The following is a 24,105-nucleotide window of genomic DNA, read 5'->3' on the forward strand; positions in this document are numbered from 1 at the left end:
TAGCATGATCGTTCGTCCCGTACGCAGCAGCGATTTACCGGCCCTGATTGATCTGGCGCGCAGCACCGGCACCGGCCTCACCACCTTGCCGGCCAACGAAGAGCGCCTGACCCACCGCGTGGGCTGGGCCGAGAAAACCTTTCGCGGCGAAGCCGGGCGTGGCGATGCCGACTACCTGTTCGTGCTGGAAAACGACGAAGGCCGTGTGGTGGGCATTTCCGCCATTGCCGGCGCCGTTGGCCTGCGCGAGCCTTGGTACAACTTCCGGGTTGGCCTGACGGTCAGTGCCTCCCAGGAGCTGAACATCTACCGCGAGATCCCGACGCTGTTCCTGGCCAACGACCTCACCGGTAACTCCGAGCTGTGCTCGTTGTTCCTGCACGCCGATTACCGCACCGGCCTTAACGGCCGCATGCTGGCCAAGGCGCGCATGTTGTTTATCGCCGAATTCCCGCAGTTGTTTGGCAACAAGATCATCGCCGAGATGCGCGGCGTGTCCAACGACGCCGGCCGTTCGCCGTTCTGGGAAAGCCTGGGCCGCCACTTCTTCAAGATGGAATTCAGCCAGGCTGACTACCTCACCGGCGTGGGCAACAAGGCTTTTATCGCCGAGCTGATGCCGAAGTTTCCGCTGTACAGCTGCTTCCTGTCCGAGGATGCGCGCAACGTGATCGGCAAGGTCCACCCGGACACCGAGCCGGCGCTGAGCATGCTCAAGAGCGAAGGCTTCAGCTACCAAGGCTATGTCGACATCTTCGATGCCGGCCCTGCGGTGGAATGTGAAACCACCAAGATCCGTGCTGTGCGCGACAGCCAGTCGCTGGTGCTGGCGATTGGTACGCCGGGGGACGATGCCACGCCGTTCCTGATCCATAACCGCAAGCGCGAAGAATGCCGCATCACCGCCGCCCCGGCTCGTCTGGCGGCGGGCACGCTGGTGGTCGATCCGCAGACCGCCAAGCGCCTGCAACTGGTGGTGGGTGATCAAGTGCGTGCCGTACCGTTGTCCGCTGCTCGGGAGTCGAAATAATGAATTCGTTGTATATCGCAGGTAGCTGGTTGGCTGGCCAGGGTGAACTGTTTGAATCGCGCAACCCGGTGACCCAGCAGGTGCTGTGGGCCGGTAATGGCGCCACGGCCGAGCAGGTCGAGTCCGCCGTGCAGGCCGCGCGCCAGGCGTTCCCAGCCTGGGCCAAGCGCCCGCTGGAAGAACGCATCAGCGTGCTGGAAACCTTCGCCGCCACCCTGAAAAGCCGTGCCGACGAAATCGCCCGTTGCATCGGTGAGGAAACTGGCAAGCCGCTGTGGGAGTCGGCCACCGAAGTGACCAGCATGGCCAACAAGATCGCGATCTCGGTGCAAAGCTACCGCGAGCGCACCGGAGAGAAGAGCGGCCCGCTGGGCGACGCCACCGCCGTGTTGCGCCACAAGCCCCACGGTGTGGTGGCGGTGTTTGGCCCGTACAACTTCCCTGGCCACTTGCCGAACGGGCATATCGTGCCGGCGTTGCTGGCGGGTAACACCGTGCTGTTCAAACCGAGCGAACTGACCCCCAAGGTTGCCGAGCTGACCGTGCAATGCTGGATCGAAGCCGGGTTGCCGGCGGGTGTGTTGAACCTGCTGCAAGGCGCGCGGGAAACCGGCATCGCGTTGGCGGCCAACCCCGGTATCGATGGGTTGTTCTTCACCGGCTCCAGCCGTACCGGCAATCATCTGCACCAGCAATTCTCCGGGCGCCCGGACAAGATCCTCGCCCTGGAAATGGGCGGCAACAACCCGTTGGTGGTCGACGAAGTGGCCGATGTGGATGCAGCGGTCTACACCATCATCCAGTCGGCATTTATCTCCGCCGGCCAGCGCTGCACCTGTGCGCGCCGCCTGCTGGTGCCGCAAGGTGCTTGGGGCGACGCGTTGCTGGCGCGCCTGGTGGCGGTCAGCTCGACCATTGAGGTGGGCGCGTTTGATCAGCAACCCGCGCCGTTCATGGGCTCGGTAATCTCCCTCGCCGCCGCCAAAGCGTTGATGGACGCCCAGGAACTGATGCTCGCCAATGGCGCTGTGGCGTTGCTGGAAATGACTCAGCCTCAGGACCAGGCCGCCTTGCTGACCCCCGGCATCATCGACGTGACCGGCGTGACCGAGCGTGAAGACGAGGAACTGTTCGGCCCACTGTTACAGGTGATCCGCTACGCTGATTTTGAAGCGGCGATTGCCGAGGCCAACAACACCCAATACGGTTTGGCCGCTGGTCTGTTGTCGGACTCCGAAGCGCGCTACCAGCAGTTCTGGCTGGAAAGCCGCGCGGGCATCGTCAATTGGAACAAACAGCTGACCGGCGCCGCCAGTACCGCGCCGTTTGGTGGGGTAGGTGCGTCGGGCAACCATCGCGCCAGTGCGTATTACGCGGCGGATTATTGCGCGTACCCGGTGGCCTCGCTGGAAACCCCAACCTTGGTGGTGCCAGCAACGCTAACCCCCGGCATTACGCTGATCTAATGCAGGAACCGGCTTTGTGGTGAGCGGGCTTGCCCCGCGCTGGGCTGCGAAGCAGCCCCAGAATTCGGCGGTGTACCCGTCGGGGGGCAAGCCCCCTCACCACAGCAAGCCCGCTCCCACATTAGGTCGGTGGTGTGTTCAAGTAATTTGATGCCTATAAAAATACAGATGTTCGTGGAGCCTCGCCGATGAAATCCTATGAAGTCAATTTTGACGGTCTAGTGGGGCCGACCCATAACTACGGCGGTTTGTCCTTCGGCAACGTCGCGTCCCAGAGCAACAGCCAGCAGCATTCCAACCCCAAGGAAGCGGCGTTGCAGGGCCTGCAGAAAATGAAAGCCCTGATGGACATGGGCTTTGTACAAGGTGTATTGGCGCCCCAGGAACGTCCTGATGTGGCCGCCTTGCGCAACCTGGGTTTCAGCGGCACCGACGCCCAAGTGATCCAGCAAGCGGCCAAGGATGCGATGCCGTTGCTGGTCGCGAGCTGCTCCGCGTCGAGCATGTGGGTGGCCAACGCCGCCACCGTCAGCCCAAGTGCCGACACCTTTGACGGCCGCGTGCATTTCACCGCCGCCAACCTCAACTGCAAATACCACCGCAGCATCGAACACCCGACCACCAGCCGTGTGTTGGGCGCGATGTTTGCCGATGATAAACACTTCGCCCACCACGCCGCCTTGCCGGCCGTGGCGCAGTTCGGTGATGAAGGCGCGGCCAACCACACGCGCTTCTGCCGTGAATATGGCGAGGCGGGCGTCGAATTTTTCGTGTTTGGTCGCAGCGCGTTCGATCCCCGTTACCCGGCGCCGCAGAAATATCCGGCGCGCCAGACCCTGGAAGCGTCCCAGGCGGTCGCACGGCTACACGGCTTGAAGGATGACGGCGTGGTCTACGCCCAGCAGAACCCGGCAGTGATCGATGCGGGCGTGTTCCACAACGACGTGATCGCGGTCGGCAACGGCGAAGTGCTGTTCTATCACGAAGATGCCTTCCTCAATACCGAACAGATGCTCGCGGAACTGCACGGCAAACTGGGTAAGTTGGGCGGTCACTTCCAGTCCGTCTGCGTGCCGCGCGCGCAAGTCAGTGTCGAAGACGCGGTACGTTCCTACCTGTTCAACAGCCAGTTGCTGAGCCGCGCTGACGGCTCGATGCTGCTGATCGTGCCGGAAGAGTGCCGTGCCAATGAGCGCGTCTGGCAGTACCTGCAAGGCCTGACCGCTGCCGGTGGGCTGATCCGCGAAGTGAAGGTGTTCGACCTCAAGCAAAGTATGCAGAACGGCGGTGGCCCGGCGTGCCTGCGTTTACGTGTGGCGTTGAACGAAACGGAACTGGCGGCGGTGAATCCAGGCGTTATCATGACCGCGCCGTTGTACGAAACACTGACCCAGTGGGTAGGCAGGCACTACCGCGACAGCTTGCGCGAAAGCGACCTGGCTGACCCGCAGTTGCTGCTTGAATGCCGGACGGCACTGGATGAACTGACGCAAATCCTTAAACTGGGCTCGGTTTATCCTTTCCAGATCAATTAAACGCCGCATGGCTGAGAGCTATTTATGACCACCGACACCCTGAAACTGATTCTTGAAGACACCGACGGCACCCAGCTGGAAACTTCCTGCACCCGCGTCGCCGTGGTCTGGCAGGGCAAGGAAATCTGGATCCAGCACGACGGCCGTGGCCAACTGCTGATCGGCGTTGACGTGGAAGAAGGCGATGCCGAATACGCCAATCTGCTGATGCGCCCACTGGCCACCAACCTGATGAGCCTGCAACTGGAAATGGAACCGGCCGACGTTGAAGGTGATGACGACGATCACGTCCACGGCCCAGGCTGCAACCACTAAGGAAGCTGCGTATGCTCGCCCTCGGCAAACTGCTTGAACTGACCCTCGCCGGTCGTGAACCGGCGCAAAAAATTCAACTGACTGTCGACGGCGTGCAGATGCGCTGGCTCAGCGAGGGCGCGCTTGAAGTGCGCCCACCTGAAGCGAAGGACAGCGGCGGCGACCTGCTGCTGTCGTCCGGCATCCATGGCAACGAAACCGCGCCGATCGAATTGCTCGACCGCCTGTTGCATGGCATCGCCCGTGGGGAGATCAAACCCCGCACCCGTATTCTGTTCCTGTTCGGCAACCCCGAGGCCATGCGCCGCGGCGAGCGTTACCTGGAACTGGACGTCAACCGGCTGTTCAACGGCCGTCACGAAAAAAATATCGGCCCGGAGGCCATGCGCGCCGCCGAGCTTGAGCAACTGGCCCGCAGCTTCTTCAGCCAGCCTGGCCGCTCGCGCCTGCATTACGACCTGCACACGGCTATTCGTGGCTCGAAGATCGAGCAGTTCGCTTTGTACCCGTGGAAGGAAGGCCGTCAGCATTCGCGCCATGAACTGGCACGCCTGAACGCTGCCGGCATGCAAGCGGTGCTGTTGCAGAACAAAACCTCGATCACCTTCACCGCGTTTACCTACGAGCAACTCGACGCCGAGGCTTTCACCCTGGAGCTGGGCAAGGCGCGGCCGTTCGGGCAGAACCAGGGTGTGGACGTATCTCGCCTGGAAACCCGCCTGAAGCAGATCATCGAAGGCACCGAGCCGGAAACCGAGAGCCTGGACGGCCTGCAATTGTTTGCCGTATCGCGCGAAGTCATCAAACACAGCGATGCCTTCCTGATGCACTTGCCCGCTGACGTGGAGAACTTCTCGCCGTTAGCGCAGGGCTACCTGCTGGCCGAAGATGTGGCCAAGACCCGCTGGGTGATCGAGGAGGAGGGTGCGCGCATCATCTTCCCTAACCCGAAGGTGAAGAATGGCTTGCGGGCCGGGATTCTGATTGTGCCCACCACCGACGCAGCACTGGTTTAAGCACTTATCTGTGTCGACCTGGATGCAGTACGCGGCGGCAGCCCCAACGCTTTGCGCAAACCGTTCTCGCTGAAAGGTTCGGGGTTGGTCGTAGTGGGTTCGGTGCTTGGGTCGTTATCATGCAGCAGCGCCCCCATAAAAAACGCCCCGGCAAGCGAGCTTGTCGGGGCGTTTTTTATGGGCTCAGTCTGTGTCAGACCGCCAGTTTTTGCTCACTGCGGCGGATCGCCCGCACTTTATGCAAGGTGTCGGCGCAGGTGCGCGCAGCTTCCTGGCCTTTGTGTACGAAGTGCTCGTAGAAGAAGGTCTGGTGTTCGCTGCCGGCGTGGAAGTGATGCGGGGTCAGGGACACCGAGAACACCGGCACTTCGGTTTCCAGCTGCACCTGCATCAGGCCGCTGACCACCGATTGGGCGACGAATTCGTGGCGATAGATGCCACCGTCCACCACCAGCGCGGCGGCAACGATACCGGCGTAACGGCCGGTCTTGGCCAGCAGCTTGGCGTGCAAGGGCATTTCAAAGGCGCCGCCGACTTCGAAGAAATCGATGTCCGATTCCTGGTAGCCCTGGGCGATCATTTCGGCGAGGAAACCTTTGCGCGATTGGTCGACAATATCCTTGTGCCAGCAGGCCTGGATAAACGCGACGCGCTCGCCGTGGTGGTTTTTGCTTTTGCTGTCGATTGCGGTGGGTTGCATGTTCTGACTCCTGTTTAAGAAAAAAACAGGGCGTTATGAATCGAATGGGATTTAAGGGTACGCAAGCACAATTCGTGCGCGGCCCTTAGGTGCCAATCCCGTTCTCTCTTCATCCGGACTATGACCGTCGGCCCCGGGATCACACCGGGTCTGCTGACCTTGTCGCCGTCCTGCCGGAGCAGTTCGAGGCGCCAAGCGCTCGCGGGCTATACACATTGCGTGTAATTACCGCCGGTGGGGAATTGCACCCCGCCCTGAGAACGTTGCCACCAGAACCCTGGCGGCGGAGAGTTTTTAACACGCTTTTTCGAAAACTGCACGACCGCTGTATCGATAAGCTATATCGCTTTGTTTGGTTGGTATTCGATTGAATGCATTGGGGGCTTGATATTCCGTGGCGTTGCCCGCAGTAATCACTCACAAAAGGAACTTACTCAACCCTTCAGAGGCTTGTTTCATGTCTGTGATCGACCTGCGCAGCGACACCGTGACCCAACCCACCCCCGGCATGCGGGACGCGATGGCCGCTGCGGTCAGCGGCGATGACGTGTATGGCGAGGACCCCAGCGTCAATCGCCTCGAAGCCGAACTGGCCAAGCGCCTGGGTTTTGCCGCCGCGTTGTTCGTGCCGACCGGCACCATGAGCAACCTGTTGGCGTTGATGGCCCACTGTGAACGCGGCGAGGAATACATCGTCGGCCAGCAGGCCCATACCTACAAATACGAAGGCGGTGGCGCGGCGGTGCTCGGTTCGATCCAGCCGCAACCCCTCGAAGTGCAGGCCGATGGTTCCCTGGACCTGGACCAGGTGCTGGCGGCGATCAAGCCCGACGACTTCCACTTTGCCCGCACCCGTTTGCTGGCGCTGGAAAACACCATGCAAGGCAAGGTATTGCCGCTGGATTACCTGGCAAAGGCACGGGCATTCACCCGTGAACATGACCTGGCCCTGCATCTGGATGGCGCGCGGCTCTACAACGCAGCGGTCAAGCTCGGCGTGGATGCGCGCGAGATTGCCCAGCATTTCGATTCGGTGTCGGTGTGCCTGTCCAAAGGCCTTGGCGCGCCGATTGGCTCGGTGCTGTGCGGTTCTACGGCGTTGATCGCCAAGGCTCGGCGCCTGCGCAAGATGGTTGGCGGCGGCATGCGCCAGGCCGGCTCACTGGCGGCGGCGGGGCTGTATGTCCTGGATCACCAGGTGCAGCGCCTGGCTGATGACCACGCCAATGCCCAATGGCTGGGCGATGCGTTGCGCCAGGCCGGTTATGAGGTGGAGCCCGTGCAGACCAACATGGTCTACGTGCAGATCGGTGGCCAGGCTCAAGCCTTGAAGGCGTTTGCCGCCGAACGCGGGATCACGTTGAGCGCCGCCCCGCGTCTGCGCATGGTCACGCATTTGGATGTCAGCCGGGCGCAGATCGAGCAGGTCGCGCAGACATTCGTCGAATTTTCGCGGAAATGACCGTGCAGACCGTCTAATTGAACGTTTCAATCGTATAAACACGCTGTACCACCGGCAAAGGGCCGATATAATGCGGCCCTTTGCCGTCGCTCCGTCTGATGATGTTGCGCACTGGCCTTTGGCCGCAGCCTCCGTGGAAGAACCTAATGAAAAGCGCAGAAATCCGTGAAGCCTTCCTTCGCTTCTTCGAAGAGCAAGGCCACACCCGTGTAGCCTCCAGCTCCTTGATCCCAGGCAATGACCCCACCCTGCTGTTCACTAACGCGGGGATGAACCAGTTCAAGGACTGCTTCCTGGGCCAGGAGAAGCGCGCCTACACCCGCGCCACCAGCAGCCAGAAGTGCGTACGCGCCGGCGGCAAGAACAGTGACCTGGAAAACGTCGGTTACACCGCGCGCCACCACACCTTCTTCGAAATGCTCGGCAACTTCAGCTTCGGCGACTATTTCAAGAAAGACGCGATCACCTTTGCCTGGACCTTCCTGACCGGCGTGCTGAAGCTGCCGAAGGAAAAACTCTGGGTCACCGTCTACGCGACCGACGACGAAGCGTATGACATCTGGACCAATGAAATCGGTGTGCCGGTGGAGCGCATGATCCGCATCGGCGACAACAAGGGCGCGCCGTACGCCTCCGACAACTTCTGGACCATGGGCGATACCGGCCCGTGCGGCCCTTGCACCGAAATCTTCTACGATCACGGCGCCGACATCTGGGGCGGCCCGCCGGGCTCGCCGGAAGAAGATGGCGACCGTTACATCGAGATCTGGAACAACGTGTTCATGCAGTTCAACCGCACCGCCGATGGCGTGTTGCATCCGCTGCCGGCGCCGTCGGTAGACACCGGCATGGGCCTGGAGCGGATCAGTGCGGTGATGCAGCACGTTCACTCCAACTACGAAATCGACCTGTTCACCAACCTGCTGAGCGCCTCGGCTGCCGCGATTGGCTGCGCCAACGAAAACCAGTCGTCGCTCAAAGTAGTGTCGGACCACATCCGTTCCTGCGGTTTCCTGATCGCCGATGGCGTGCTGCCGTCGAACGAAGGCCGTGGTTATGTGCTGCGTCGCATCATCCGTCGCGCCTGCCGTCACGGCAACAAGCTGGGCGCCACCGGCAGCTTCTTCTACAAAATCGTCGCCGCGCTGGTTGCCGAGATGGGCGAAGCCTTCCCGGAACTCAAGCAGCAGCAAGACAACATCGAGCGCGTGCTCAAGGCTGAAGAAGAGCAGTTCTCCAAGACCCTGGAACACGGCCTGAAGATCCTGGAGCAGGACCTGGCCGGGCTCAAAGGCACCGTGGTGCCGGGCGACGTGGTGTTCAAGCTTTACGACACCTACGGATTCCCGATGGACCTGACCGCCGACATTGCCCGTGAGCGCGAGCTGACCGTCGATGAGGCCGGTTTTGAGCGTGAGATGGAAGCCCAGCGCGTGCGCGCTCGCTCCGCCAGCTCCTTTGGCCTGGACTACAACACCCTGGTCAAGGTTGATGTGCCTACCGAGTTCATTGGTTACCAGGCGACCGTTGGCTCGGCCAAAATTGTTGCTATCTATAAAGACGGTAAATCGGTCGACGTGTTGAACGAAGGCGATGAGGCCGTTGTGGTCCTGGACCAGACGCCGTTCTACGCCGAGTCCGGCGGCCAGATTGGTGACTGTGGTTTCCTCAGCTCGACCTCCGGTCGTTTTGAGGTGCGCGACACCACCAAGACCGGCGGCGCGTTCCTGCATCACGGTGTGCTGGTGCTGGGCAACCTGACGGTCGGTGCGCCGGTAGACACCCAGGTCGATGCCGACGTACGGCATGCAACCGCTTTGAATCACTCCGCCACTCACCTGCTGCACGCCGCGTTGCGTCAGGTACTGGGTGATCACGTTCAGCAGAAGGGTTCGTTGGTCGACAGTCAGCGCCTGCGCTTCGACTTCAGCCACTTTGAAGCGATCAAGCCGGAGCAGATCAAGGCCCTGGAAGACATCGTCAACGCCGAGATTCGCAAGAATACAGCGGTGGAAACCGAAGAAACCGATATCGAAACCGCTAAAAAGAAAGGCGCCATGGCGCTGTTTGGCGAGAAGTACGGTGATGAAGTGCGCGTGCTGAGCATGGGCGGCAGCTTCTCGGTGGAGCTGTGTGGCGGTATCCACGCCAACCGTACCGGCGACATCGGCCTGCTGAAAATCATCAGCGAAGGCGGTGTGGCGTCCGGCGTGCGTCGTATTGAAGCGGTGACCGGCGCTGCGGCGCTGGCTTACCTCAATGCGGCTGAAGAACAACTCAAGGAGGCGGCGGGCCTGGTCAAGGGCAGCCGTGACAACCTGATCGACAAGCTGTCCGCCGTTCTGGAGCGCAACCGTGCGCTGGAGAAACAGCTGGAGCAGTTGCAGGCCAAGGCAGCCAGTGCGGCGGGCGATGATCTGTCGGCCAGCGCGTTGGACGTCAAGGGTGTGAAAGTCCTGGCCGTGCGCCTGGACGGTCAGGATGGCAAGGCGCTGTTGGCCTTGGTCGATCAGTTGAAGAACAAGCTCGGCCGCGCAGTGATCCTGCTCGGCGGTGTCCATGAGGAAAAGGTCGTTCTGGTTGCCGGTGTAACCAAAGACCTGACTGGCCAACTCAAGGCCGGTGATTTGATGAAGCAAGCCGCCGCGGCAGTGGGCGGGAAGGGCGGTGGTCGTCCGGACATGGCGCAAGGCGGTGGTGTAGACGCCGGTGCCCTGGACGCGGCACTGGCCCTGACCGTGCCGTTTGTCGAGGCAGGCATTTAAGGCGCTGTTAATGAGCCCATGGTCTAGTCATGGGCTCGCTCGGTTGCTTGAATTTGTTTATTGGGCGCCCCTTTACGGGCTGAGGCGGCTTAGAAATGGCTTTGATCGTACAGAAATTTGGAGGCACCTCGGTCGGCTCTGTTGAAAGAATCGAGCAGGTGGCCGACAAGGTTAAGAAATTCCGCGATGCCGGCGACGACCTTGTGGTGGTGCTGTCGGCCATGAGCGGCGAGACCAATCGCCTGATCGACCTGGCCAAGGCAATCAGTGGTGATCAACAGCCGCTGCCACGTGAGCTGGATGTGATCGTGTCCACCGGCGAGCAGGTGACCATCGCCTTGCTGGCCATGGCGTTGAACAAGCGCGGTGTGCCGGCGGTGTCCTACACTGGCAGTCAGGTGCGCATCCTCACTGACAGCGCGCATACCAAGGCGCGGATCCTGCAGATCGACGATCAGAAAATCCGTACGGATCTGAAAGCCGGGCGCGTGGTAGTTGTAGCAGGGTTCCAGGGTGTGGATGAGCACGGCAACATCACCACCCTGGGGCGTGGCGGTTCGGACACTACCGGCGTGGCACTGGCCGCGGCTCTGAAGGCCGATGAATGCCAGATCTACACCGATGTGGATGGCGTTTACACCACGGATCCGCGCGTTGTCTCCGTGGCCCAGCGCCTGGACAAGATCACCTTTGAAGAGATGCTGGAAATGGCCAGCCTCGGTTCCAAGGTGCTGCAGATCCGTGCGGTGGAATTCGCCGGCAAGTACAACGTTCCGCTGCGCGTATTGCACAGCTTCAAAGAGGGTCCGGGCACCCTCATTACTATTGATGAAGAGGAATCCATGGAACAGCCGATCATTTCCGGTATCGCTTTCAACCGTGATGAAGCCAAGCTGACTATCCGTGGCGTGCCGGATACCCCGGGTGTGGCTTTCAAGATCCTGGGCCCTATCAGCGGCGCGAACATCGAAGTCGACATGATCGTGCAGAACGTTTCGCACGATAACACCACCGATTTCACCTTCACCGTGCACCGCAACGAGTACGATGCGGCGGAGAAGATCCTGCAGAACACCGCAAGCGAGATTGGCGCCCGTGAAGTGGTCGGCGATACCAAGATTGCCAAGGTGTCGATCGTGGGTGTGGGCATGCGTTCCCATGCCGGCGTTGCCAGCCGCATGTTCGAGGCACTGGCCAAGGAAAGCATCAACATCCAGATGATCTCCACCTCGGAAATCAAGGTCTCGGTGGTCATCGAAGAGAAGTACCTGGAATTGGCTGTACGCGCACTGCATACCGCTTTTGAGCTGGACGCTCCGGCCCGACAGGGCGAGTGACGAAGTGCCAGGAAGGCGCGGTTTACCGCGCCTTTCCTTTTTTTGTAGAGCGCATGTTCTTTTGCGTGCGCTCGACAATACTTAGGCGGGTAGGGCTATGGCCTTTGGGTTGTAGGTCGAAGGCCTTTTTTTTGCAGACTGTTGTTCCTGAACTGAAATGCGTGAGGAGAAAGGTATGCTGATTCTGACTCGTCGTTGCGCAGAAAGCCTGATTATCGGTGATGGCGAAATCACCGTGACCGTGCTCGGCGTCAAAGGCAATCAAGTGCGTATCGGGGTTAACGCTCCGAAAGAGGTGGCGGTACACCGCGAGGAAATCTACCTGCGGATCAAGAAAGAGAAGGACGAAGAACCAAGCCTTTAATTTTTATCGTTTTTTATGTTTGCAAACGGGGATGAACGTGGTTAATATACGCCCCGTGTTGCGGAGAGCTGGCCGAGTGGCCGAAGGCGCTCCCCTGCTAAGGGAGTACACCTCAAAAGGGTGTCGGGGGTTCGAATCCCCCGTTCTCCGCCATTATTTGCTTAGTACGTTGCAATCTGGTTTTTTCGCTAAGTTGTTGAAAATTAACGAAAAAATAGCTTTACATAGAGATTGAACGGCCTATAATGCGCGGCAACAAATGCACTCGTAGCTCAGCTGGATAGAGTACTCGGCTACGAACCGAGCGGTCACAGGTTCGAATCCTGTCGAGTGCACCATTTAAGAGTCAGTTGCAGCAATGCAAGTGATTCGGTTACAACCAGTTGTGATCTGGTCTAAAAACACAATCTGCACTCGTAGCTCAGCTGGATAGAGTACTCGGCTACGAACCGAGCGGTCACAGGTTCGAATCCTGTCGAGTGCACCATACAAACAAAAAGCCCGCCTAGTGCGGGCTTTTTGCCGTCTGGGGATTGTGTAGGACTTTTTCTTTTTCTCTCGCGCCCATGTGTTTTCCTCCTCCACTGCGTCGTCGCAGTTCATAGATGCAGCCAATACTCAGCTTTGGCTCGCAAGCGCTTGTTCTTCCCAGTTTTTTGACGTTTAAAGTGGCCGGGCGGTGTATCATTGCGCCCGTCAGCCCCGCCGGGGCTTGTGGAATACCTCCATGGACTTACCCAGTAGTTGCTCAGTACCCCGTTTTACCAATCATGAATTGACTGATTGATCCTTCCGGCGTGCCCCGCTGCTGGGAGTGGAGTTCGCCTATGACCGAAGTAGAAGTAAAGAAAACACAAGAAAGCCTGCAGGATCGTCTGGCTCAAGTCATCGAGCTGCTGCAGCGCCAGCGCGTGGTCGAAGACCTCACGCACCGCCAGGATGGCCCGAACAACAATCTGGTCGAAAACCTGGTTCACCGGCAAAACCTCGTTGAGTTGCAACGCAAGCTCGACGACCTTCACTCTGCCGACGTCGCCTACATTCTCGAAGCCTTGCCGCTCGACGATCGACTGACCCTCTGGCAGTTGGTCAAGGCTGATCGAGACGGCGACATCCTGCTCGAAGTGTCCGACTCGGTTCGTGAAACCCTGATCGCCGACATGGACGATCACGAACTCCTGGCTGCGGCCAGGGAGATGGACGCCGACGAACTGGCCGACCTGGCCCCTGAGCTGCCCCGTGATGTTGTCCATGAGCTGATGGAAGCCCTCGATGGCCAGCAACGTGAGCGTGTGCGCTCCGCGCTGTCCTACGACGAGGATCAAGTCGGCGCACTGATGGACTTCGAGATGGTCACCATCCGCGAAGACGTTAGTCTGGAAGTGGTCTTGCGTTACCTGCGTCGTCTCAAAGAGTTGCCGGGCCATACCGACAAGCTGTTCGTGGTCGACTATGAAGGCATTCTCAAGGGTGTTTTGCCGATCAAGCGGCTGCTGGTGAATGATCCAGACAAGAAAGTCGCAGACCTGATGGCCAGCGACACGGTGAGTTTCCACCCGGATGAAGACGCGTACGAGGCCGCCCAGGCGTTTGAGCGTTATGACTTGATCTCGGCGCCGGTGGTCGACAAGAACGGCAAGCTGATCGGCCGTTTGACCATCGATGAAATGGTCGACCTGATTCGTGAAGAGAGTGAGACAGAAGTCCTCAACATGGCAGGTTTGCGTGAAGAGGAAGATATCTTTGCCTCGGTCTGGCGCTCACTGCATAACCGTTGGGCGTGGCTGGCCATTAACCTGATTACCGCATTTATTGCGTCGCGGGTTATTGGATTGTTCGAGGGCTCGATCGAGAAGCTGGTGGCGCTCGCAGCGCTGATGCCGATTGTGGCTGGTATCGGCGGTAACTCGGGCAACCAGACGATTACCATGATCGTGCGCGCCATGGCGCTGGATCAGGTGAGTACGGCGAACTCGTCGCGTCTGCTGCGCAAAGAGTTGGCGGTTGGTTTGATCAATGGCCTGGTGTGGGGTGGGGTGATCGGTGTGGTGGCCTACTTGCTGTATGGCAGCTGGTCGCTCGGTGTGGTGATGACCGCCGCTATGACGCTCAACCTGCTGCTGGCGGCGCTGATGGGGGTATTGATCCCGATGACCCTGGCCCGCCTTGGGCGCGACCCGGCAATGGGTGCCAGCGTGATGATCACGGCCATGACCGACAGTGGTGGCTTCTTCATCTTCCTGGGTTTGGCAACGATCTTCCTACTTTGATCTTGCATCGCGCGCCGGCTTCCTCTTTAGGGGCCGGCTTGCCAGCGATCGCATCCCCTCGGTTTAACTGATAGACCGCATCGCTCGGATCGCCGGCAAGCCGGCTCCTACAAAAAATCCCACGCAAAAAAAAGCCAGCACATGGCTGGCTTCGGCTTTCAGTTGCAGATCAATTGGCTTCTGCGGCCGCCTCAACGTCATGCGCGATAAGCGAGACGAGAGCATTTTGCTGGCGGTGGGAGAGCTGACGAAAACGCTGCAGCAGTTCGCGTTCGTGCAGCGACAGCTCGGGGCTGTCCAGGCGCATGCTCAACTCGTCGCCCAGCGCACCTTCCTGAATGAGGCTTTGTTCCAGGCGCGCGATGATTTCGGAGTTCATGCTGCGGTGATGATTGCGAGCCACCTCGGCAATGCGTTCCCGCATTCCGTCTGGCAGACGTACGACGAACTTGTCAGCCGTACGGCTGGAATAAATTGCCTGTTTCAATGGGCGCATATATTTAACCGGTTAGTTCAGGGGAGCGGTTTTTGGAATTGGCCGCAAGATGAGTGTTAAGACAAGGCTCACGACCAAAGTTCAACCTGAATTGCAAAGAGGCCGCATCATGCCTCAGATTTGACATTTCCTTGGCGTCAATTCTGTGACAAATATTGAACTGGCTAAAGGCTTTATGCCAGCACTCATTTGCATTTTTGCGGACTGGTTGGAAAAATTTTCAACGCGTGAATCCGCGATGGAACTTCCCGTCAGCCCATGCCACCACAGGGTTTGAGGCCGCACATCCTATAGCAAAGTGGCCTTTTGCCCTTAAGTTTAAGACTAGTGGCAATTCGCCGATTAGCGAGGGGAAGGCGACATAAGGTAGGGAGGGGGGTTAGCGCAGGACTGGGTCAAATTTGATGCGTCGACCCACGATCAAGGTGAGTAGCAACAGGCTGGCGAACACGCCACTGGCGACGAATGCGGTCGTTTGGCCGTCTTGGGATTCAGTCCCCAGGCCCAGAATCCCTATCGATACGGTCAGGCATAAAAACAGCCAGGCAAATTTGTTCATCAGAGGTTCCTCAGAAAACCCAGTGCCCAGAGGCGGGTGCGGACTGAGTGCCTTGGGTCAGGCGTACAGGCGATTGCGCATTGGGGGTCATCACCGCCAGTTGCGGGCGTTGCTGCAGGTGATGTGGCACGGCCTGGCTGATCTGCGCAGGATCGTTGCTGCCGGTCGATTGAAAGTGAAACATCAGCAATGCAGCCAGGGCTACGGTGTTGAGGGCTAACAGAAGGGCACTGTTCATGGTCATGTTCTCCGCTTAACGCCGTGGCTTATTGGGTTTGTAGGAGAAGTATTGCAGGTGTCGTGCCAATCTATTAGTTCAATAAAATCAAAGGCTTGAGTCTACTTTAAACGACTGAAAGGTTGCAATTTGCAATGATGGCTTTTTGGGGGAGTGCATTTTGCACGATGGGCTCGCGGGCCTGTATTTTCGGGGGCAAGGCGGGATAAATGAGGTCGGTATCGGCCTACACTCAAAAAGCCCACGGACGACATGACAAAACTCACCTCGGCCGTTAACATGCACGCCGTCCGTCGCCGCGCCTTCAGCGTATCGGCTGTCATTTGTCCCAGTAGCTCAATTGGATAGAGCATCCCCCTCCTAAGGGGAAGGTTGGCCGTTCGAACCGGCCCTGGGACACCAGATCCAAAGCCCCGCACAGATCCGTCTGGCGGGGCTTTTTTGTGGGCGTTTTCTGAAGATGGGTCGAACCTTGCCAGGGTTCTGGGTTCACACCCCTTGCGTCGTGTATTTATCGCAATCCGTGTATCCCGCGAGCAGCCAGACAGCGTCTGAGCCTTTAAGCAAAATAATCCCCGGAAACAGCGCATACCGCCTGTCCGGACCCGGCCACCCCGGACTATCATGCCGATAGCCCTGTCTCTCACCGCAAGGAGCCGCTCGGAACGCCGATGCGCCAGATCTGGAAATCTTTTCGAGCCCTTTATTTCGCCTCCTTGATGATGCTGATCGGCTCCGGCCTGCTCAGTACTTACCTGGCCCTGCGCCTGGCGGCTGATCATGTCGACAGCCTGTGGGTGGGTGCGTTGATGGCGGCCAACTATTTTGGCCTGGTGCTGGGTGGCAAGATCGGGCACCGCCTGATTGCCCGGGTCGGGCATATCCGCGCCTATGCAACCTGCGCCGGGATTGTCGGTGCGGCCGTGCTGGGCCATGGCTTGATCGACTGGCTGCCGGCGTGGATCGTGCTGCGGATGATCGTGGGCCTGGGCATGATGTGCCAGTACATGGTTATCGAGAGCTGGCTCAATGAGCAGGCGGACGCCAAGCAGCGTGGCGTGGTGTTCAGCGGTTACATGATCGCTTCCTACCTGGGCCTGGTCCTCGGTCAACTGATCCTGGTCATGCACCCTCAGCTTGGCCTTGAATTGCTGATGCTGGTGGCGCTGTGTTTCGCCCTGTGCCTGGTGCCGGTGGCCATGACCCGGCGGATTCACCCGGCGCCGCTGCATCCTGCGCCGATGGAGCCACGCTTCTTTATCAAGCGCGTGCCGCAGTCGTTGAGTACGGTGCTCGGTGCGGGATTGATCGTGGGCTCGTTCTACGGTCTGGCGCCGCTCTACGCGTCGCAGCAAGGGCTCACAACCGAGCAAGTCGGCTTGTTCATGGGTAGCTGCATTTTTGCCGGGCTGTTGGTGCAATGGCCGTTGGGCTGGTTGTCTGATCGTTATGATCGCGCGCTGTTGATCCGTTGTTTTGCCTTGGCTCTGGCTGTGGCGGCATTGCCTCTGGCGATCATGACTCAGGTTCCGCTGGAAGTGCTGTTTGTCGCCGGGTTCCTGTGTTCGTTGGTTCAGTTTTGCCTGTACCCGCTGGCCGTGGCGTTTTCCAACGACCACGTCGAAGGCGATCGTCGGGTATCCCTGACAGCGATGCTGCTGGTGACCTACGGTGTAGGCGCCAGCATCGGGCCGCTGCTGGCCGGCGTGGTGATGAAGCTCTTTGGCAGTCAGATGTTGTATGCGTTTTTCAGCCTGTGCGCTTTGATCCTGGTGTGGCGTATCCGGCCGAAAGCTGTAACCAACCTGCATCAGGTGGACGACGCACCGTTGCACCACGTCGCGATGCCAGACAGCATGTCCAGCTCGCCGCTGGTGGCGTGCCTCGACCCGCGGGTGGATGAGGCTGTGGTGCAGGAGCAAATGCAAACCGCCGTCCCGGACGCTGAGCCGCAAACGGGTCCGAACCCAGAGCCGGATGAGCCGCTCTTTGAAGGGCCGCCTGAACCCGTGGGACCAGACGAGCACCCTCACGACTTGAGCCGGGCGCGTCCCTGAAAGCAAAAACGGGCAGATCCCATCAGGATCTGCCCGTTTTTTTGCCGCGATCTTTAAGCTTTAAAAATCATCGTCTTTGTCGAAGCGCCTTGCTTCGCGTTGCAGCTGATACACAAAACGCTCGACTTGGCGCTGCACCAAGCCACTCATGTTGTGGAAGCGCACACCGGCGAAGGTGGTGTTGATCTTCTCTTCGAAGTGCAAATAACGCAGTTCGACCGAGGTGGTCATGCTGCCAAAGGGCAGGGCGGCGATAAAGCGGTCGTAGACCTGGCCCAGTTGCAAGCGCTCGGAGATATCCCCTTCAAAGCGCAGTTTGCAGCCGGTGGCGGAAATATCCAGCAGCTTGCCGCTGATCGGTGCATTGAGCTTCTCGCCGCCCAGTTCGATGTTGACCAGTTGGGCCAGTTTCAAGGCGGCGCGGAAGGCATTGCGGCGCTGGTGGTAGACTACTTCGTCAGGCATGCCGCCGGTGTAGATGCGGTGGCCGTCTTTTTCACTGATGGTGTAAGTACCGTTGCTTTCCCATGCGACGCGCACGCCTTCATGAAAACCTTCGATACGAAACGGCTCGCCGCTTTCGAGGAAGCGCTCACCGTCACGCGGGATCATTTCGTCCAGTGCCAGGGTCTTGCTGTCCCGGTCCACGTCGACCAGGTAGCTCTGGAAGCGCTGGCTGCGCTCATGAAAGGTGATGATCAGCGGGTCATGGCTGTCTTGCAGCATCCGCAAGGTGCTGGCGATTTCCAGAGGCGTGGTGAGGACCTTGGGTGGCTGCGGGGCATCTTCCGCATTAAGGGCGTTGAACACGGTTCTTCCATCTCCAGACAAAATACGACTACACGCAAGAGCAGGCATTCTGCCAGTATGTGGCGCGCCTTGGAAAGGTGCGCTGTAAACCGGCGTCAGGCTTGGCTGCGGGTGCTTGGCTTGACCAGGCGCGAGGTGGAACCTTGGGCATTGTAAAGCGCCGGAGGCTCTCCGCCGTGAAGTATACGCAACTGGTTGGCGGTCGTGGCTTGCTGAAGCTGGATCGACTGACCGTTGAGCAAGTTGGCTTCCTGGCACTGGGTGAGCAATTGATTGAGTTCTTTGCTCTGGGCCAGTAGTTGATCGCCAACCGAAGAGTGGCTAGCCAGCTGCGTCAGGCCATCATGGTCTGCGGGCAGGCCCAGGCTGACGAGGATCTGGCTGCGTTTTTTGCCGTGCTGTTCCAGCAGGACAATCAGCGACTGCTTGCGCGCCAGGATTTCTTCCAGCAGGGGCATGTCCCGGCCGTAGAGGGCCAGGGATTCTTCCCTGAGCAGCTCGAGCAGCTGTTGCGTCGGCGCTAGATCATCAATGATCAGTTGAAGCAGATTTTCGTCGTGATGCATGGCTGGCCTTGGGGTTTAAGCGTCCAAAAGCCCTGCGCAGGCCTGTGCCTAGCGCTCGGCTTCGAAATTAAGCAGCTTGCTGGCTACACGGTTGCTGTCGACTTTATAGCTGCCATCGGCGATTGCCTGTTTCAATTCCGCCACACGGGCTTTATTGACCACCGGTTGATCGCGCAGCGAGTCAGTGACCTTCTGCAACTGTTGAGCCTCATTGCTCAGGTGTACGGATTCCCCGCTCTGGCTGACGCTGGCCTGTTCTGCCTTGGCGGGCAGTGGCTGGGCCTTGGCTTCTACGCTGTCTTTGGTGCCAGTAGCTCGCGTAGGGGCCGACGTGGTCGGGGTGTTATTTAAACGACTGAAATCGATGACCATGATCAAAAAACCTCTGGGTATTTGGACGCTTGCCATGTTTTCGGCCATACCCGGACAAACTTTAGGCTCGATTGACAATAAAACCTGCAGGCCGGCATCCAACCGACAGTGTAGGAAAAGCGCGCGCCCGATACCAGTAGTCTATAAAGCCACCTCCACCTGACCCGGTGCGGTGACCCGTGCCTTGATCACTCGGTTGGAGTTGAGGTTCTTCACGCGAATCTGTTCGCTCATGCCGCCATTGGACAGGGCTTCCCCCGGCATCTTTACCTGCAGCGCACCGCTGCTGGCGGAAATCACCACTTGGTCGCCCTTGCGAATCACCTCCGCCTGCTCCAGATGCACCAAAGTGATGACCTGGTCGGTGACCACTGGTCGGGTCAATTTCTGCCCGACCGCCTGGTCGAGGGAGGTCAGGTAGCCCTGGCTGATCATGCTGATGTCGCGTTCGCGTAGTACCACGTCCTCGAAACCGATGATGCCGGTACGTTTGAGCGGGCGGGCAACCACCACCACATCACGGAAGAGCTTGACCTGCGCCGGCACGAACACGGTCCAGGGCGAGGCGCCGTCGCAGCGCACCTTGACCGTCACACGGCCGATCGGCTGGGCGGGGCTTTCCAGGGTGGCTGTCAATTCCTTGTCGCACATGGGCATGCGCAGGCGTGGGTCCAACTGGTTGACCTGGATTTCATAACGCCCTGGTGTCTGGGTAGTTGCCAGATAATCTTCTACAGTGAACTCAAGAAAGCCTTGGGTGACGCCGATAAGTAGATCAGGCAAGGTGACGTTGTCTGCGCGGGCCGCGGTGCCCAGGCCGAAGGCAAGCAGCGCCAGCGGTGCGCAAAGCAATGTGCGGTACCGTGTCAGGATGGGGCGTCGGGAAAATGTCGTTTTAATATCCATGACCAATAAATAGCAAAGGCCGTGCCGTTTAGAGTTGGGTGCGCGTCACTGCCCTTATAGGTATGGCCAAAGGTTTTAGCGTGGGAGTCAAGGCATGGCAGGAGTAATGGATTCAGTAAACCAGCGCACACAGCTGGTAGGGCAGAATCGCCTGGAGTTGTTGCTTTTTCGCCTGGATGGCAAGCAGTTGTATGGCATCAACGTGTTCAAGGTGCGGGAAGTGCTGCAATGCCCCAAGCTGACGATCATGCCCAAGTCGAGCCCGGTGGTGTGTGGCGTCGCCAATATCCGTGGCGCGACGATCCCGATTCTTGACCTGTCCCTGGCCACGGGTTCGGCGGGTTTGCAGGACCGTGAGAACCCGTTCGTCATCATTACCGAGTACAACACCAAGACCCAGGGTTTCCTGGTGCGCTCGGTGGAGCGCATCGTCAACATGAACTGGGAGGAGATCCATCCGCCGCCCAAGGGCACCGGTCGCGATCACTACCTCACGGCGGTGACGCGGGTGGATAACCAGTTGGTGGAAATTATCGACGTGGAGAAGATCCTCGCCGAAGTGGCACCTACCTCGGAATCGATTTCCGTGGGGGTGGTGGACGCCGAAACTGCGCACAAGGCCGTTTCCCTGCGCGTGCTGACCGTGGACGATTCCTCGGTAGCGCGCAAGCAGGTGACCCGTTGCCTGCAGACGGTCGGTGTGGAAGTGGTGGCCCTCAACGACGGTCGCCAGGCGCTGGATTACCTGCGCAAGCTGGTGGACGACGGCAAGAAGCCGGAAGAAGAATTCTTGATGATGATCTCCGACATCGAGATGCCGGAAATGGACGGCTACACCCTCACGGCCGAGATACGCAACGATCCACGCATGCAAAAATTGCATATCATCCTGCATACTTCGTTGTCGGGTGTATTCAATCAGGCGATGGTCAAGAAGGTCGGTGCCGATGACTTCCTGGCCAAATTCCGTCCTGATGACCTGGCATCCCGGGTAGTCGACCGGATCAAGGCAGCAGATCACGGCTAGGGGATTTCCCCTGGCGGTCACACGATTTAAGAGGCGGTATCATTGTCTACGGGTAATTTGGATTTCGAACAGTTCCGGGTCTTCCTGGAAAAAGCCTGTGGCATACTGCTCGGTGAAAACAAGCAGTACCTGGTATCCAGCCGTCTCAACAAACTGATGGAACAGCAGGGCATCAAGTCGTTGGGTGAGCTGGTCCAGCGCATCCAAGGGCAGCCGCGCAGTGGGCTCAAGGAGATGGTGGTCGATGCCATGACCACCAACGAAACCCTGTGGTTTCGCGACACCTATCCGTTTGAAGTGCTCAAGAGCAAAGTGTTGCCGGAGGCCATCAAGGCCAGCCCCGGCCAGCGCCTGCGCATCTGGTCGGCCGCTTGCTCTTCGGGGCAGGAACCGTACTCGATTTCGATGTCCATCGATGAGTTCGAACGGACGAACATGGGCCAGTTGAAGGCCGGGGCGCAAATCGTCGCCACCGACCTGTCTGGCACGATGCTCAACAACTGCAAGACTGGCGAGTACGACAGCCTGGCCCTGGGCCGTGGTTTGTCGCAGGAGCGCCTGCAACGTTACTTCGATCCGAAAGGGGCGGGGCGCTGGGCGGTCAAGGCGCCGATCAAGAATCGTGTGGAGTTCCGCTCGTTCAACCTGCTTGACAGCTACGCCAGTCTGGGCAAGTTCGACATGGTGTTCTGCCGCAACGTGCTGATCTACTTCTCGGCCGAAGTGAAGAAAGACATCCTGCTGCGCATCCATGGCACGCTCAAGCGTGGCGGCTACCTTTTTCTGGGTGCTTCCGAAGCGCTGAACGGACTGCCGGATCATTACCAGATGGTGCAGTGCAGCCCGGGGATCATTTACCAGGCTAAGTAAGTCGTACGTGATAAAAAAATGTGGGAGCGGGCTTGCTCGCGAAAGCGCAGTGTCAGTCGATGCATGTATCAACTGACAGACTGCATTCGCGAGCAAGCCCGCTCCCACATTTGTTTTTGCGGCAAACCTTTCAATAGCGGCAACCCGGATTGCCGCTTTACTGGCACCACGCGGAAACCCGTTGCCGCTTTTCTGGCATTGCCGCCCGGCAATCCGCCCCAAAGCCCTTTAAATACGGGCTTCCCACAAACTGGCACACACCTTGCTATAACCCTGTTAACGAAAAGCAGGTCAGCCCCTAAAGGTTTCCACCATGAGCATCAGCTTCGATAAAGCGCTCGGTATCCACGAACAAGCCCTGGGCTTCCGCGCCCAGCGTGCCGAAGTCCTGGCCAACAACATTGCCAACGCCGACACCCCGAACTACAAGGCTCGGGACCTGGACTTTTCCGCCGTGCTCGCTGCACAGCAGGACAAGACCAAGAACGGCACCTTCGCCTTGAACATGACCAACAGTCGTCATATCGAAGCCCAAGGCCTGAGCAATGGTGACGAGTCGTTGCTGTATCGCACGCCGATGCAGCCCTCGATCGACCAGAACACCGTCGACGCGCAGCTGGAGCAATCGGCCTACGCCGAGAACTCGGTGAACTTCCAAGCCAGCTTCACCCTGCTTAACAGCAAATTCAAAGGGCTGATGTCAGCCCTGCGTGGAGAGTAAGCCATGTCCCTGTCCAGTGTTTTCAATATTGCCGGCAGTGGCATGAGCGCGCAGACCACGCGTTTGAACACCGTCGCCAGTAACATCGCCAACGCCGAGACCGTGTCTTCGAGCATTGACCAGACTTACCGTGCCCGCCACCCGGTGTTCGCCACCATGTTCCAGGGCGGCCAGGCGGGCGGCAGCGATTCGTTGTTCCAGGACCAGGGTGCAGCAGGCTCCGGCGTGCAAGTGCTCGGTGTGGTCGAAGACCAGAGCAACCTTGAAGCCCGCTACGAACCCAACCACCCCGCCGCGAACGAAAAGGGTTATGTCTACTACCCCAACGTCAACGTGGTCGAGGAAATGGCCGACATGATTTCCGCCAGCCGCTCGTTCCAGACCAACGCGGAAATGATGAACACCGCCAAAACCATGATGCAGAAGGTCCTGACCCTGGGTCAGTGATAAGGGGCGCCAAATAATGGCCATTGTTGATACGAGTAACAACACGCCAGTCCAGGACCTTTTCAATTCCAAGGTCAAGACCGCCACAGACAACGCTAGCAGCCTGGGCGACGCTTCCAAGGCCGCGACCGGCAAACAGTCGCTGGGCAAGGATGCGTTCCTGCAACTGTTGGTAACCCAGCTGAAGAACCAGAACCCTCTGTCGCCGCAAGACAACGGCGCGTTCGTGGCTCAGTTGGCGCAGTTCAGCAGCCTGGAAGGCATCAATACGCTGAATGACTCGGTGAATGCGATCTCCAGCAACTTCAGCTCGTCGCAAGCGCTGCAGGCATCGTCGCTGGTAGGCCGCTCGATCATCATCCAGACCGACAAGGCCATGGTAGATACCAGCAAGAGCATGACCGGTTCGGTGGATGTGAAAACGGCGACGGGCAACGTCACCGTCAAGGTCACCGACAAAGACGGCAACCTGGTGCGCACCATCGAAATGGGCGCCCAGGCTGTCGGCAGTCAGAGCTTTATCTGGGATGGCAAGAACGAGAAGGGCGAGGTCGCTCCTGCGGGCACCTACACCTTCAATGCCACCACCAAGAATGACAAGGGCGACGCCGTTGCCCTGACCACTTCGCTGCCAGCAACGGTAACGAGCGTGACCTTGAGCAAGACCGGCGGCGAAATGCTGTTGAACCTGGCTGGCGGCATGGGCAGCGTCAAGCTGTCGCAAATTCAGACTATCGGTACATAGAGCCGGCTAAATACGGCAGAGGGAGAGAAAC

At 59.0% G+C, this 24,105-nt stretch carries 24 protein-coding genes, 4 tRNA genes and 1 riboswitch; of the genes, 20 read left to right on the forward strand and 8 right to left on the reverse strand.

All coding sequences use genetic code 11. The features are described 5' to 3' along the window. Positions 1 to 4: 4 nt before the first annotated feature. The 5 genes from astA to astE all read left to right on the forward strand — a co-directional run bounded on the left by astA (position 5) and on the right by astE (position 5,362). Positions 5 to 1,030: an arginine N-succinyltransferase gene (gene astA, locus EJ576_RS13235; protein ID WP_028617615.1), complete on the forward strand. Its 1,026-nt coding sequence runs from the start codon at positions 5 to 7 to the stop codon at positions 1,028 to 1,030. Further along, the gene (gene astD / locus EJ576_RS13240; protein WP_178083545.1) at positions 1,027 to 2,496 is read left to right on the forward strand and encodes a succinylglutamate-semialdehyde dehydrogenase; all 1,470 of its coding nucleotides are present in this window, start codon (positions 1,027 to 1,029) and stop codon (positions 2,494 to 2,496) included. The genes astA and astD overlap by 4 nt, the downstream gene beginning before the upstream one ends. A gap of 188 nt (positions 2,497 to 2,684) precedes the next feature. Beyond that, positions 2,685 to 4,031, forward strand: coding sequence for an N-succinylarginine dihydrolase (gene astB, locus EJ576_RS13245; protein WP_122726373.1), 1,347 nt, complete (start codon positions 2,685 to 2,687; stop codon positions 4,029 to 4,031). Between the two features lie 24 nt (positions 4,032 to 4,055). Beyond that, positions 4,056 to 4,346, forward strand: a complete 291-nt coding sequence (locus tag EJ576_RS13250; RefSeq protein WP_003214319.1) for a hypothetical protein — start codon at positions 4,056 to 4,058, stop codon at positions 4,344 to 4,346. A gap of 11 nt (positions 4,347 to 4,357) precedes the next feature. Beyond that, positions 4,358 to 5,362, forward strand: coding sequence for a succinylglutamate desuccinylase (gene astE / locus EJ576_RS13255; RefSeq protein WP_122726375.1), 1,005 nt, complete (start codon positions 4,358 to 4,360; stop codon positions 5,360 to 5,362). A gap of 193 nt (positions 5,363 to 5,555) precedes the next feature. Here the strand turns inward: astE and EJ576_RS13260 are convergent, their stop codons facing one another. Continuing rightward, complete coding sequence (locus EJ576_RS13260) at positions 5,556 to 6,062, reverse strand: 6,7-dimethyl-8-ribityllumazine synthase (RefSeq protein WP_010208324.1); 507 nt, start codon at positions 6,060 to 6,062, stop codon at positions 5,556 to 5,558. A 96-nt stretch (positions 6,063 to 6,158) separates the two neighbouring features. Continuing rightward, a riboswitch (FMN riboswitch) is annotated at positions 6,159 to 6,328 on the reverse strand. Positions 6,329 to 6,519: 191 nt separating this feature from the next. Between EJ576_RS13260 and ltaE the strand changes: the two genes are divergently transcribed. From ltaE to mgtE, 8 genes are all read left to right on the forward strand, one after another. Next, on the forward strand, positions 6,520 to 7,524 hold the full coding sequence (gene ltaE / locus EJ576_RS13265) for a low-specificity L-threonine aldolase (RefSeq protein WP_126570501.1): 1,005 nt from the start codon (positions 6,520 to 6,522) through the stop codon (positions 7,522 to 7,524). A 146-nt stretch (positions 7,525 to 7,670) separates the two neighbouring features. Beyond that, the gene (gene alaS, locus EJ576_RS13270) at positions 7,671 to 10,289 is read left to right on the forward strand and encodes an alanine--tRNA ligase (protein ID WP_028617610.1); all 2,619 of its coding nucleotides are present in this window, start codon (positions 7,671 to 7,673) and stop codon (positions 10,287 to 10,289) included. A 95-nt stretch (positions 10,290 to 10,384) separates the two neighbouring features. Further along, complete coding sequence (locus tag EJ576_RS13275; RefSeq protein ID WP_028617609.1) at positions 10,385 to 11,626, forward strand: aspartate kinase; 1,242 nt, start codon at positions 10,385 to 10,387, stop codon at positions 11,624 to 11,626. A 175-nt stretch (positions 11,627 to 11,801) separates the two neighbouring features. After that, a complete protein-coding gene (gene csrA, locus EJ576_RS13280; protein WP_003175645.1) occupies positions 11,802 to 11,990 on the forward strand; it encodes a carbon storage regulator CsrA in 189 nt (62 codons plus the stop codon). A gap of 62 nt (positions 11,991 to 12,052) precedes the next feature. Next, positions 12,053 to 12,143, forward strand: a tRNA-Ser gene (locus EJ576_RS13285). A gap of 108 nt (positions 12,144 to 12,251) precedes the next feature. After that, positions 12,252 to 12,328: transfer RNA gene (locus tag EJ576_RS13290), tRNA-Arg, on the forward strand. 72 nt (positions 12,329 to 12,400) lie between these two features. Next, positions 12,401 to 12,477 (forward strand) — tRNA-Arg (locus tag EJ576_RS13295). A gap of 340 nt (positions 12,478 to 12,817) precedes the next feature. Beyond that, positions 12,818 to 14,260, forward strand: coding sequence for a magnesium transporter (mgtE, locus tag EJ576_RS13300; RefSeq protein WP_122726378.1), 1,443 nt, complete (start codon positions 12,818 to 12,820; stop codon positions 14,258 to 14,260). Between the two features lie 169 nt (positions 14,261 to 14,429). Here mgtE and EJ576_RS13305 read toward each other — a convergent pair whose 3' ends face one another. From EJ576_RS13305 to EJ576_RS13315, 3 genes are all read right to left on the reverse strand, one after another. Next, positions 14,430 to 14,756: an Arc family DNA-binding protein gene (locus EJ576_RS13305; RefSeq protein ID WP_003175643.1), complete on the reverse strand. Its 327-nt coding sequence runs from the start codon at positions 14,754 to 14,756 to the stop codon at positions 14,430 to 14,432. Positions 14,757 to 15,135: 379 nt separating this feature from the next. Beyond that, the gene (locus tag EJ576_RS13310) at positions 15,136 to 15,315 is read right to left on the reverse strand and encodes a PA3371 family protein (RefSeq protein WP_122726380.1); all 180 of its coding nucleotides are present in this window, start codon (positions 15,313 to 15,315) and stop codon (positions 15,136 to 15,138) included. A 10-nt stretch (positions 15,316 to 15,325) separates the two neighbouring features. Beyond that, complete coding sequence (locus EJ576_RS13315) at positions 15,326 to 15,553, reverse strand: hypothetical protein (RefSeq protein ID WP_126570502.1); 228 nt, start codon at positions 15,551 to 15,553, stop codon at positions 15,326 to 15,328. Between the two features lie 325 nt (positions 15,554 to 15,878). Between EJ576_RS13315 and EJ576_RS13320 the strand changes: the two genes are divergently transcribed. Together EJ576_RS13320 and EJ576_RS13325 are read left to right on the forward strand one after the other, a co-directional pair. Beyond that, positions 15,879 to 15,955, forward strand: a tRNA-Arg gene (locus tag EJ576_RS13320). A 269-nt stretch (positions 15,956 to 16,224) separates the two neighbouring features. Continuing rightward, on the forward strand, positions 16,225 to 17,610 hold the full coding sequence (locus tag EJ576_RS13325; protein WP_126570503.1) for an MFS transporter: 1,386 nt from the start codon (positions 16,225 to 16,227) through the stop codon (positions 17,608 to 17,610). A gap of 60 nt (positions 17,611 to 17,670) precedes the next feature. On the opposite strand, the gene EJ576_RS13330 is transcribed toward EJ576_RS13325, so the two are convergent. From EJ576_RS13330 to flgA, 4 genes are all read right to left on the reverse strand, one after another. Continuing rightward, positions 17,671 to 18,420, reverse strand: a complete 750-nt coding sequence (locus EJ576_RS13330; RefSeq protein WP_122726414.1) for a flagellar brake protein — start codon at positions 18,418 to 18,420, stop codon at positions 17,671 to 17,673. Positions 18,421 to 18,515: 95 nt separating this feature from the next. Continuing rightward, on the reverse strand, positions 18,516 to 18,986 hold the full coding sequence (locus EJ576_RS13335) for a flagella synthesis protein FlgN (RefSeq protein WP_028617603.1): 471 nt from the start codon (positions 18,984 to 18,986) through the stop codon (positions 18,516 to 18,518). 48 nt (positions 18,987 to 19,034) lie between these two features. Then, positions 19,035 to 19,358 (reverse strand): flagellar biosynthesis anti-sigma factor FlgM, encoded by a 324-nt coding sequence (gene flgM, locus EJ576_RS13340; RefSeq protein WP_122687331.1) that lies wholly within the window; start codon positions 19,356 to 19,358, stop codon positions 19,035 to 19,037. A gap of 141 nt (positions 19,359 to 19,499) precedes the next feature. Beyond that, a complete protein-coding gene (gene flgA, locus EJ576_RS13345) occupies positions 19,500 to 20,264 on the reverse strand; it encodes a flagellar basal body P-ring formation chaperone FlgA (protein ID WP_122726416.1) in 765 nt (254 codons plus the stop codon). A gap of 94 nt (positions 20,265 to 20,358) precedes the next feature. On the opposite strand from flgA, the gene EJ576_RS13350 reads away from it, so the two are divergent. The 5 genes from EJ576_RS13350 to flgD all read left to right on the forward strand — a co-directional run bounded on the left by EJ576_RS13350 (position 20,359) and on the right by flgD (position 24,074). Then, positions 20,359 to 21,291: a chemotaxis protein CheV gene (locus EJ576_RS13350; RefSeq protein WP_123474583.1), complete on the forward strand. Its 933-nt coding sequence runs from the start codon at positions 20,359 to 20,361 to the stop codon at positions 21,289 to 21,291. A gap of 42 nt (positions 21,292 to 21,333) precedes the next feature. Then, positions 21,334 to 22,161 (forward strand): protein-glutamate O-methyltransferase CheR, encoded by an 828-nt coding sequence (gene cheR, locus EJ576_RS13355; RefSeq protein WP_122726421.1) that lies wholly within the window; start codon positions 21,334 to 21,336, stop codon positions 22,159 to 22,161. Positions 22,162 to 22,474: 313 nt separating this feature from the next. Next, positions 22,475 to 22,882: a flagellar basal body rod protein FlgB gene (gene flgB / locus EJ576_RS13365; protein ID WP_010208346.1), complete on the forward strand. Its 408-nt coding sequence runs from the start codon at positions 22,475 to 22,477 to the stop codon at positions 22,880 to 22,882. 3 nt (positions 22,883 to 22,885) lie between these two features. Then, the gene (flgC, locus tag EJ576_RS13370; protein ID WP_010208347.1) at positions 22,886 to 23,329 is read left to right on the forward strand and encodes a flagellar basal body rod protein FlgC; all 444 of its coding nucleotides are present in this window, start codon (positions 22,886 to 22,888) and stop codon (positions 23,327 to 23,329) included. 16 nt (positions 23,330 to 23,345) lie between these two features. After that, positions 23,346 to 24,074, forward strand: coding sequence for a flagellar hook assembly protein FlgD (gene flgD / locus EJ576_RS13375; RefSeq protein WP_028617598.1), 729 nt, complete (start codon positions 23,346 to 23,348; stop codon positions 24,072 to 24,074). The last annotated feature ends 31 nt before the right edge of the window (positions 24,075 to 24,105 follow it).

It is taken from the genome of Pseudomonas sp. C 49-2, from assembly GCF_003970195.1.
Taxonomy (GTDB): Bacteria; Pseudomonadota; Gammaproteobacteria; order Pseudomonadales; family Pseudomonadaceae; genus Aquipseudomonas; species Aquipseudomonas canadensis.

Excerpts from the sequence above, each read along its gene's own strand:
- astA (WP_028617615.1), top strand. The coding sequence starts at position 5 with ATGATCGTTCGTCCCGTACGCAGCAGCGATTTACCGGCCCTGATTGAT.
- astB (WP_122726373.1), top strand. The coding sequence starts at position 2,685 with ATGAAATCCTATGAAGTCAATTTTGACGGTCTAGTGGGGCCGACCCAT.
- EJ576_RS13250 (WP_003214319.1), top strand. The coding sequence starts at position 4,056 with ATGACCACCGACACCCTGAAACTGATTCTTGAAGACACCGACGGCACC.
- astE (WP_122726375.1), top strand. The coding sequence starts at position 4,358 with ATGCTCGCCCTCGGCAAACTGCTTGAACTGACCCTCGCCGGTCGTGAA.
- EJ576_RS13260 (WP_010208324.1), bottom strand. The coding sequence starts at position 6,062 with ATGCAACCCACCGCAATCGACAGCAAAAGCAAAAACCACCACGGCGAG.
- ltaE (WP_126570501.1), top strand. The coding sequence starts at position 6,520 with ATGTCTGTGATCGACCTGCGCAGCGACACCGTGACCCAACCCACCCCC.
- alaS (WP_028617610.1), top strand. The coding sequence starts at position 7,671 with ATGAAAAGCGCAGAAATCCGTGAAGCCTTCCTTCGCTTCTTCGAAGAG.
- EJ576_RS13275 (WP_028617609.1), top strand. The coding sequence starts at position 10,385 with ATGGCTTTGATCGTACAGAAATTTGGAGGCACCTCGGTCGGCTCTGTT.
- csrA (WP_003175645.1), top strand. The coding sequence starts at position 11,802 with ATGCTGATTCTGACTCGTCGTTGCGCAGAAAGCCTGATTATCGGTGAT.
- mgtE (WP_122726378.1), top strand. The coding sequence starts at position 12,818 with ATGACCGAAGTAGAAGTAAAGAAAACACAAGAAAGCCTGCAGGATCGT.
- EJ576_RS13305 (WP_003175643.1), bottom strand. The coding sequence starts at position 14,756 with ATGCGCCCATTGAAACAGGCAATTTATTCCAGCCGTACGGCTGACAAG.
- EJ576_RS13310 (WP_122726380.1), bottom strand. The coding sequence starts at position 15,315 with ATGAACAAATTTGCCTGGCTGTTTTTATGCCTGACCGTATCGATAGGG.
- EJ576_RS13315 (WP_126570502.1), bottom strand. The coding sequence starts at position 15,553 with ATGAACAGTGCCCTTCTGTTAGCCCTCAACACCGTAGCCCTGGCTGCA.
- EJ576_RS13325 (WP_126570503.1), top strand. The coding sequence starts at position 16,225 with ATGCGCCAGATCTGGAAATCTTTTCGAGCCCTTTATTTCGCCTCCTTG.
- EJ576_RS13335 (WP_028617603.1), bottom strand. The coding sequence starts at position 18,986 with ATGCATCACGACGAAAATCTGCTTCAACTGATCATTGATGATCTAGCG.
- flgM (WP_122687331.1), bottom strand. The coding sequence starts at position 19,358 with ATGGTCATCGATTTCAGTCGTTTAAATAACACCCCGACCACGTCGGCC.
- flgA (WP_122726416.1), bottom strand. The coding sequence starts at position 20,264 with ATGGATATTAAAACGACATTTTCCCGACGCCCCATCCTGACACGGTAC.
- EJ576_RS13350 (WP_123474583.1), top strand. The coding sequence starts at position 20,359 with ATGGCAGGAGTAATGGATTCAGTAAACCAGCGCACACAGCTGGTAGGG.
- flgB (WP_010208346.1), top strand. The coding sequence starts at position 22,475 with ATGAGCATCAGCTTCGATAAAGCGCTCGGTATCCACGAACAAGCCCTG.
- flgC (WP_010208347.1), top strand. The coding sequence starts at position 22,886 with ATGTCCCTGTCCAGTGTTTTCAATATTGCCGGCAGTGGCATGAGCGCG.
- flgD (WP_028617598.1), top strand. The coding sequence starts at position 23,346 with ATGGCCATTGTTGATACGAGTAACAACACGCCAGTCCAGGACCTTTTC.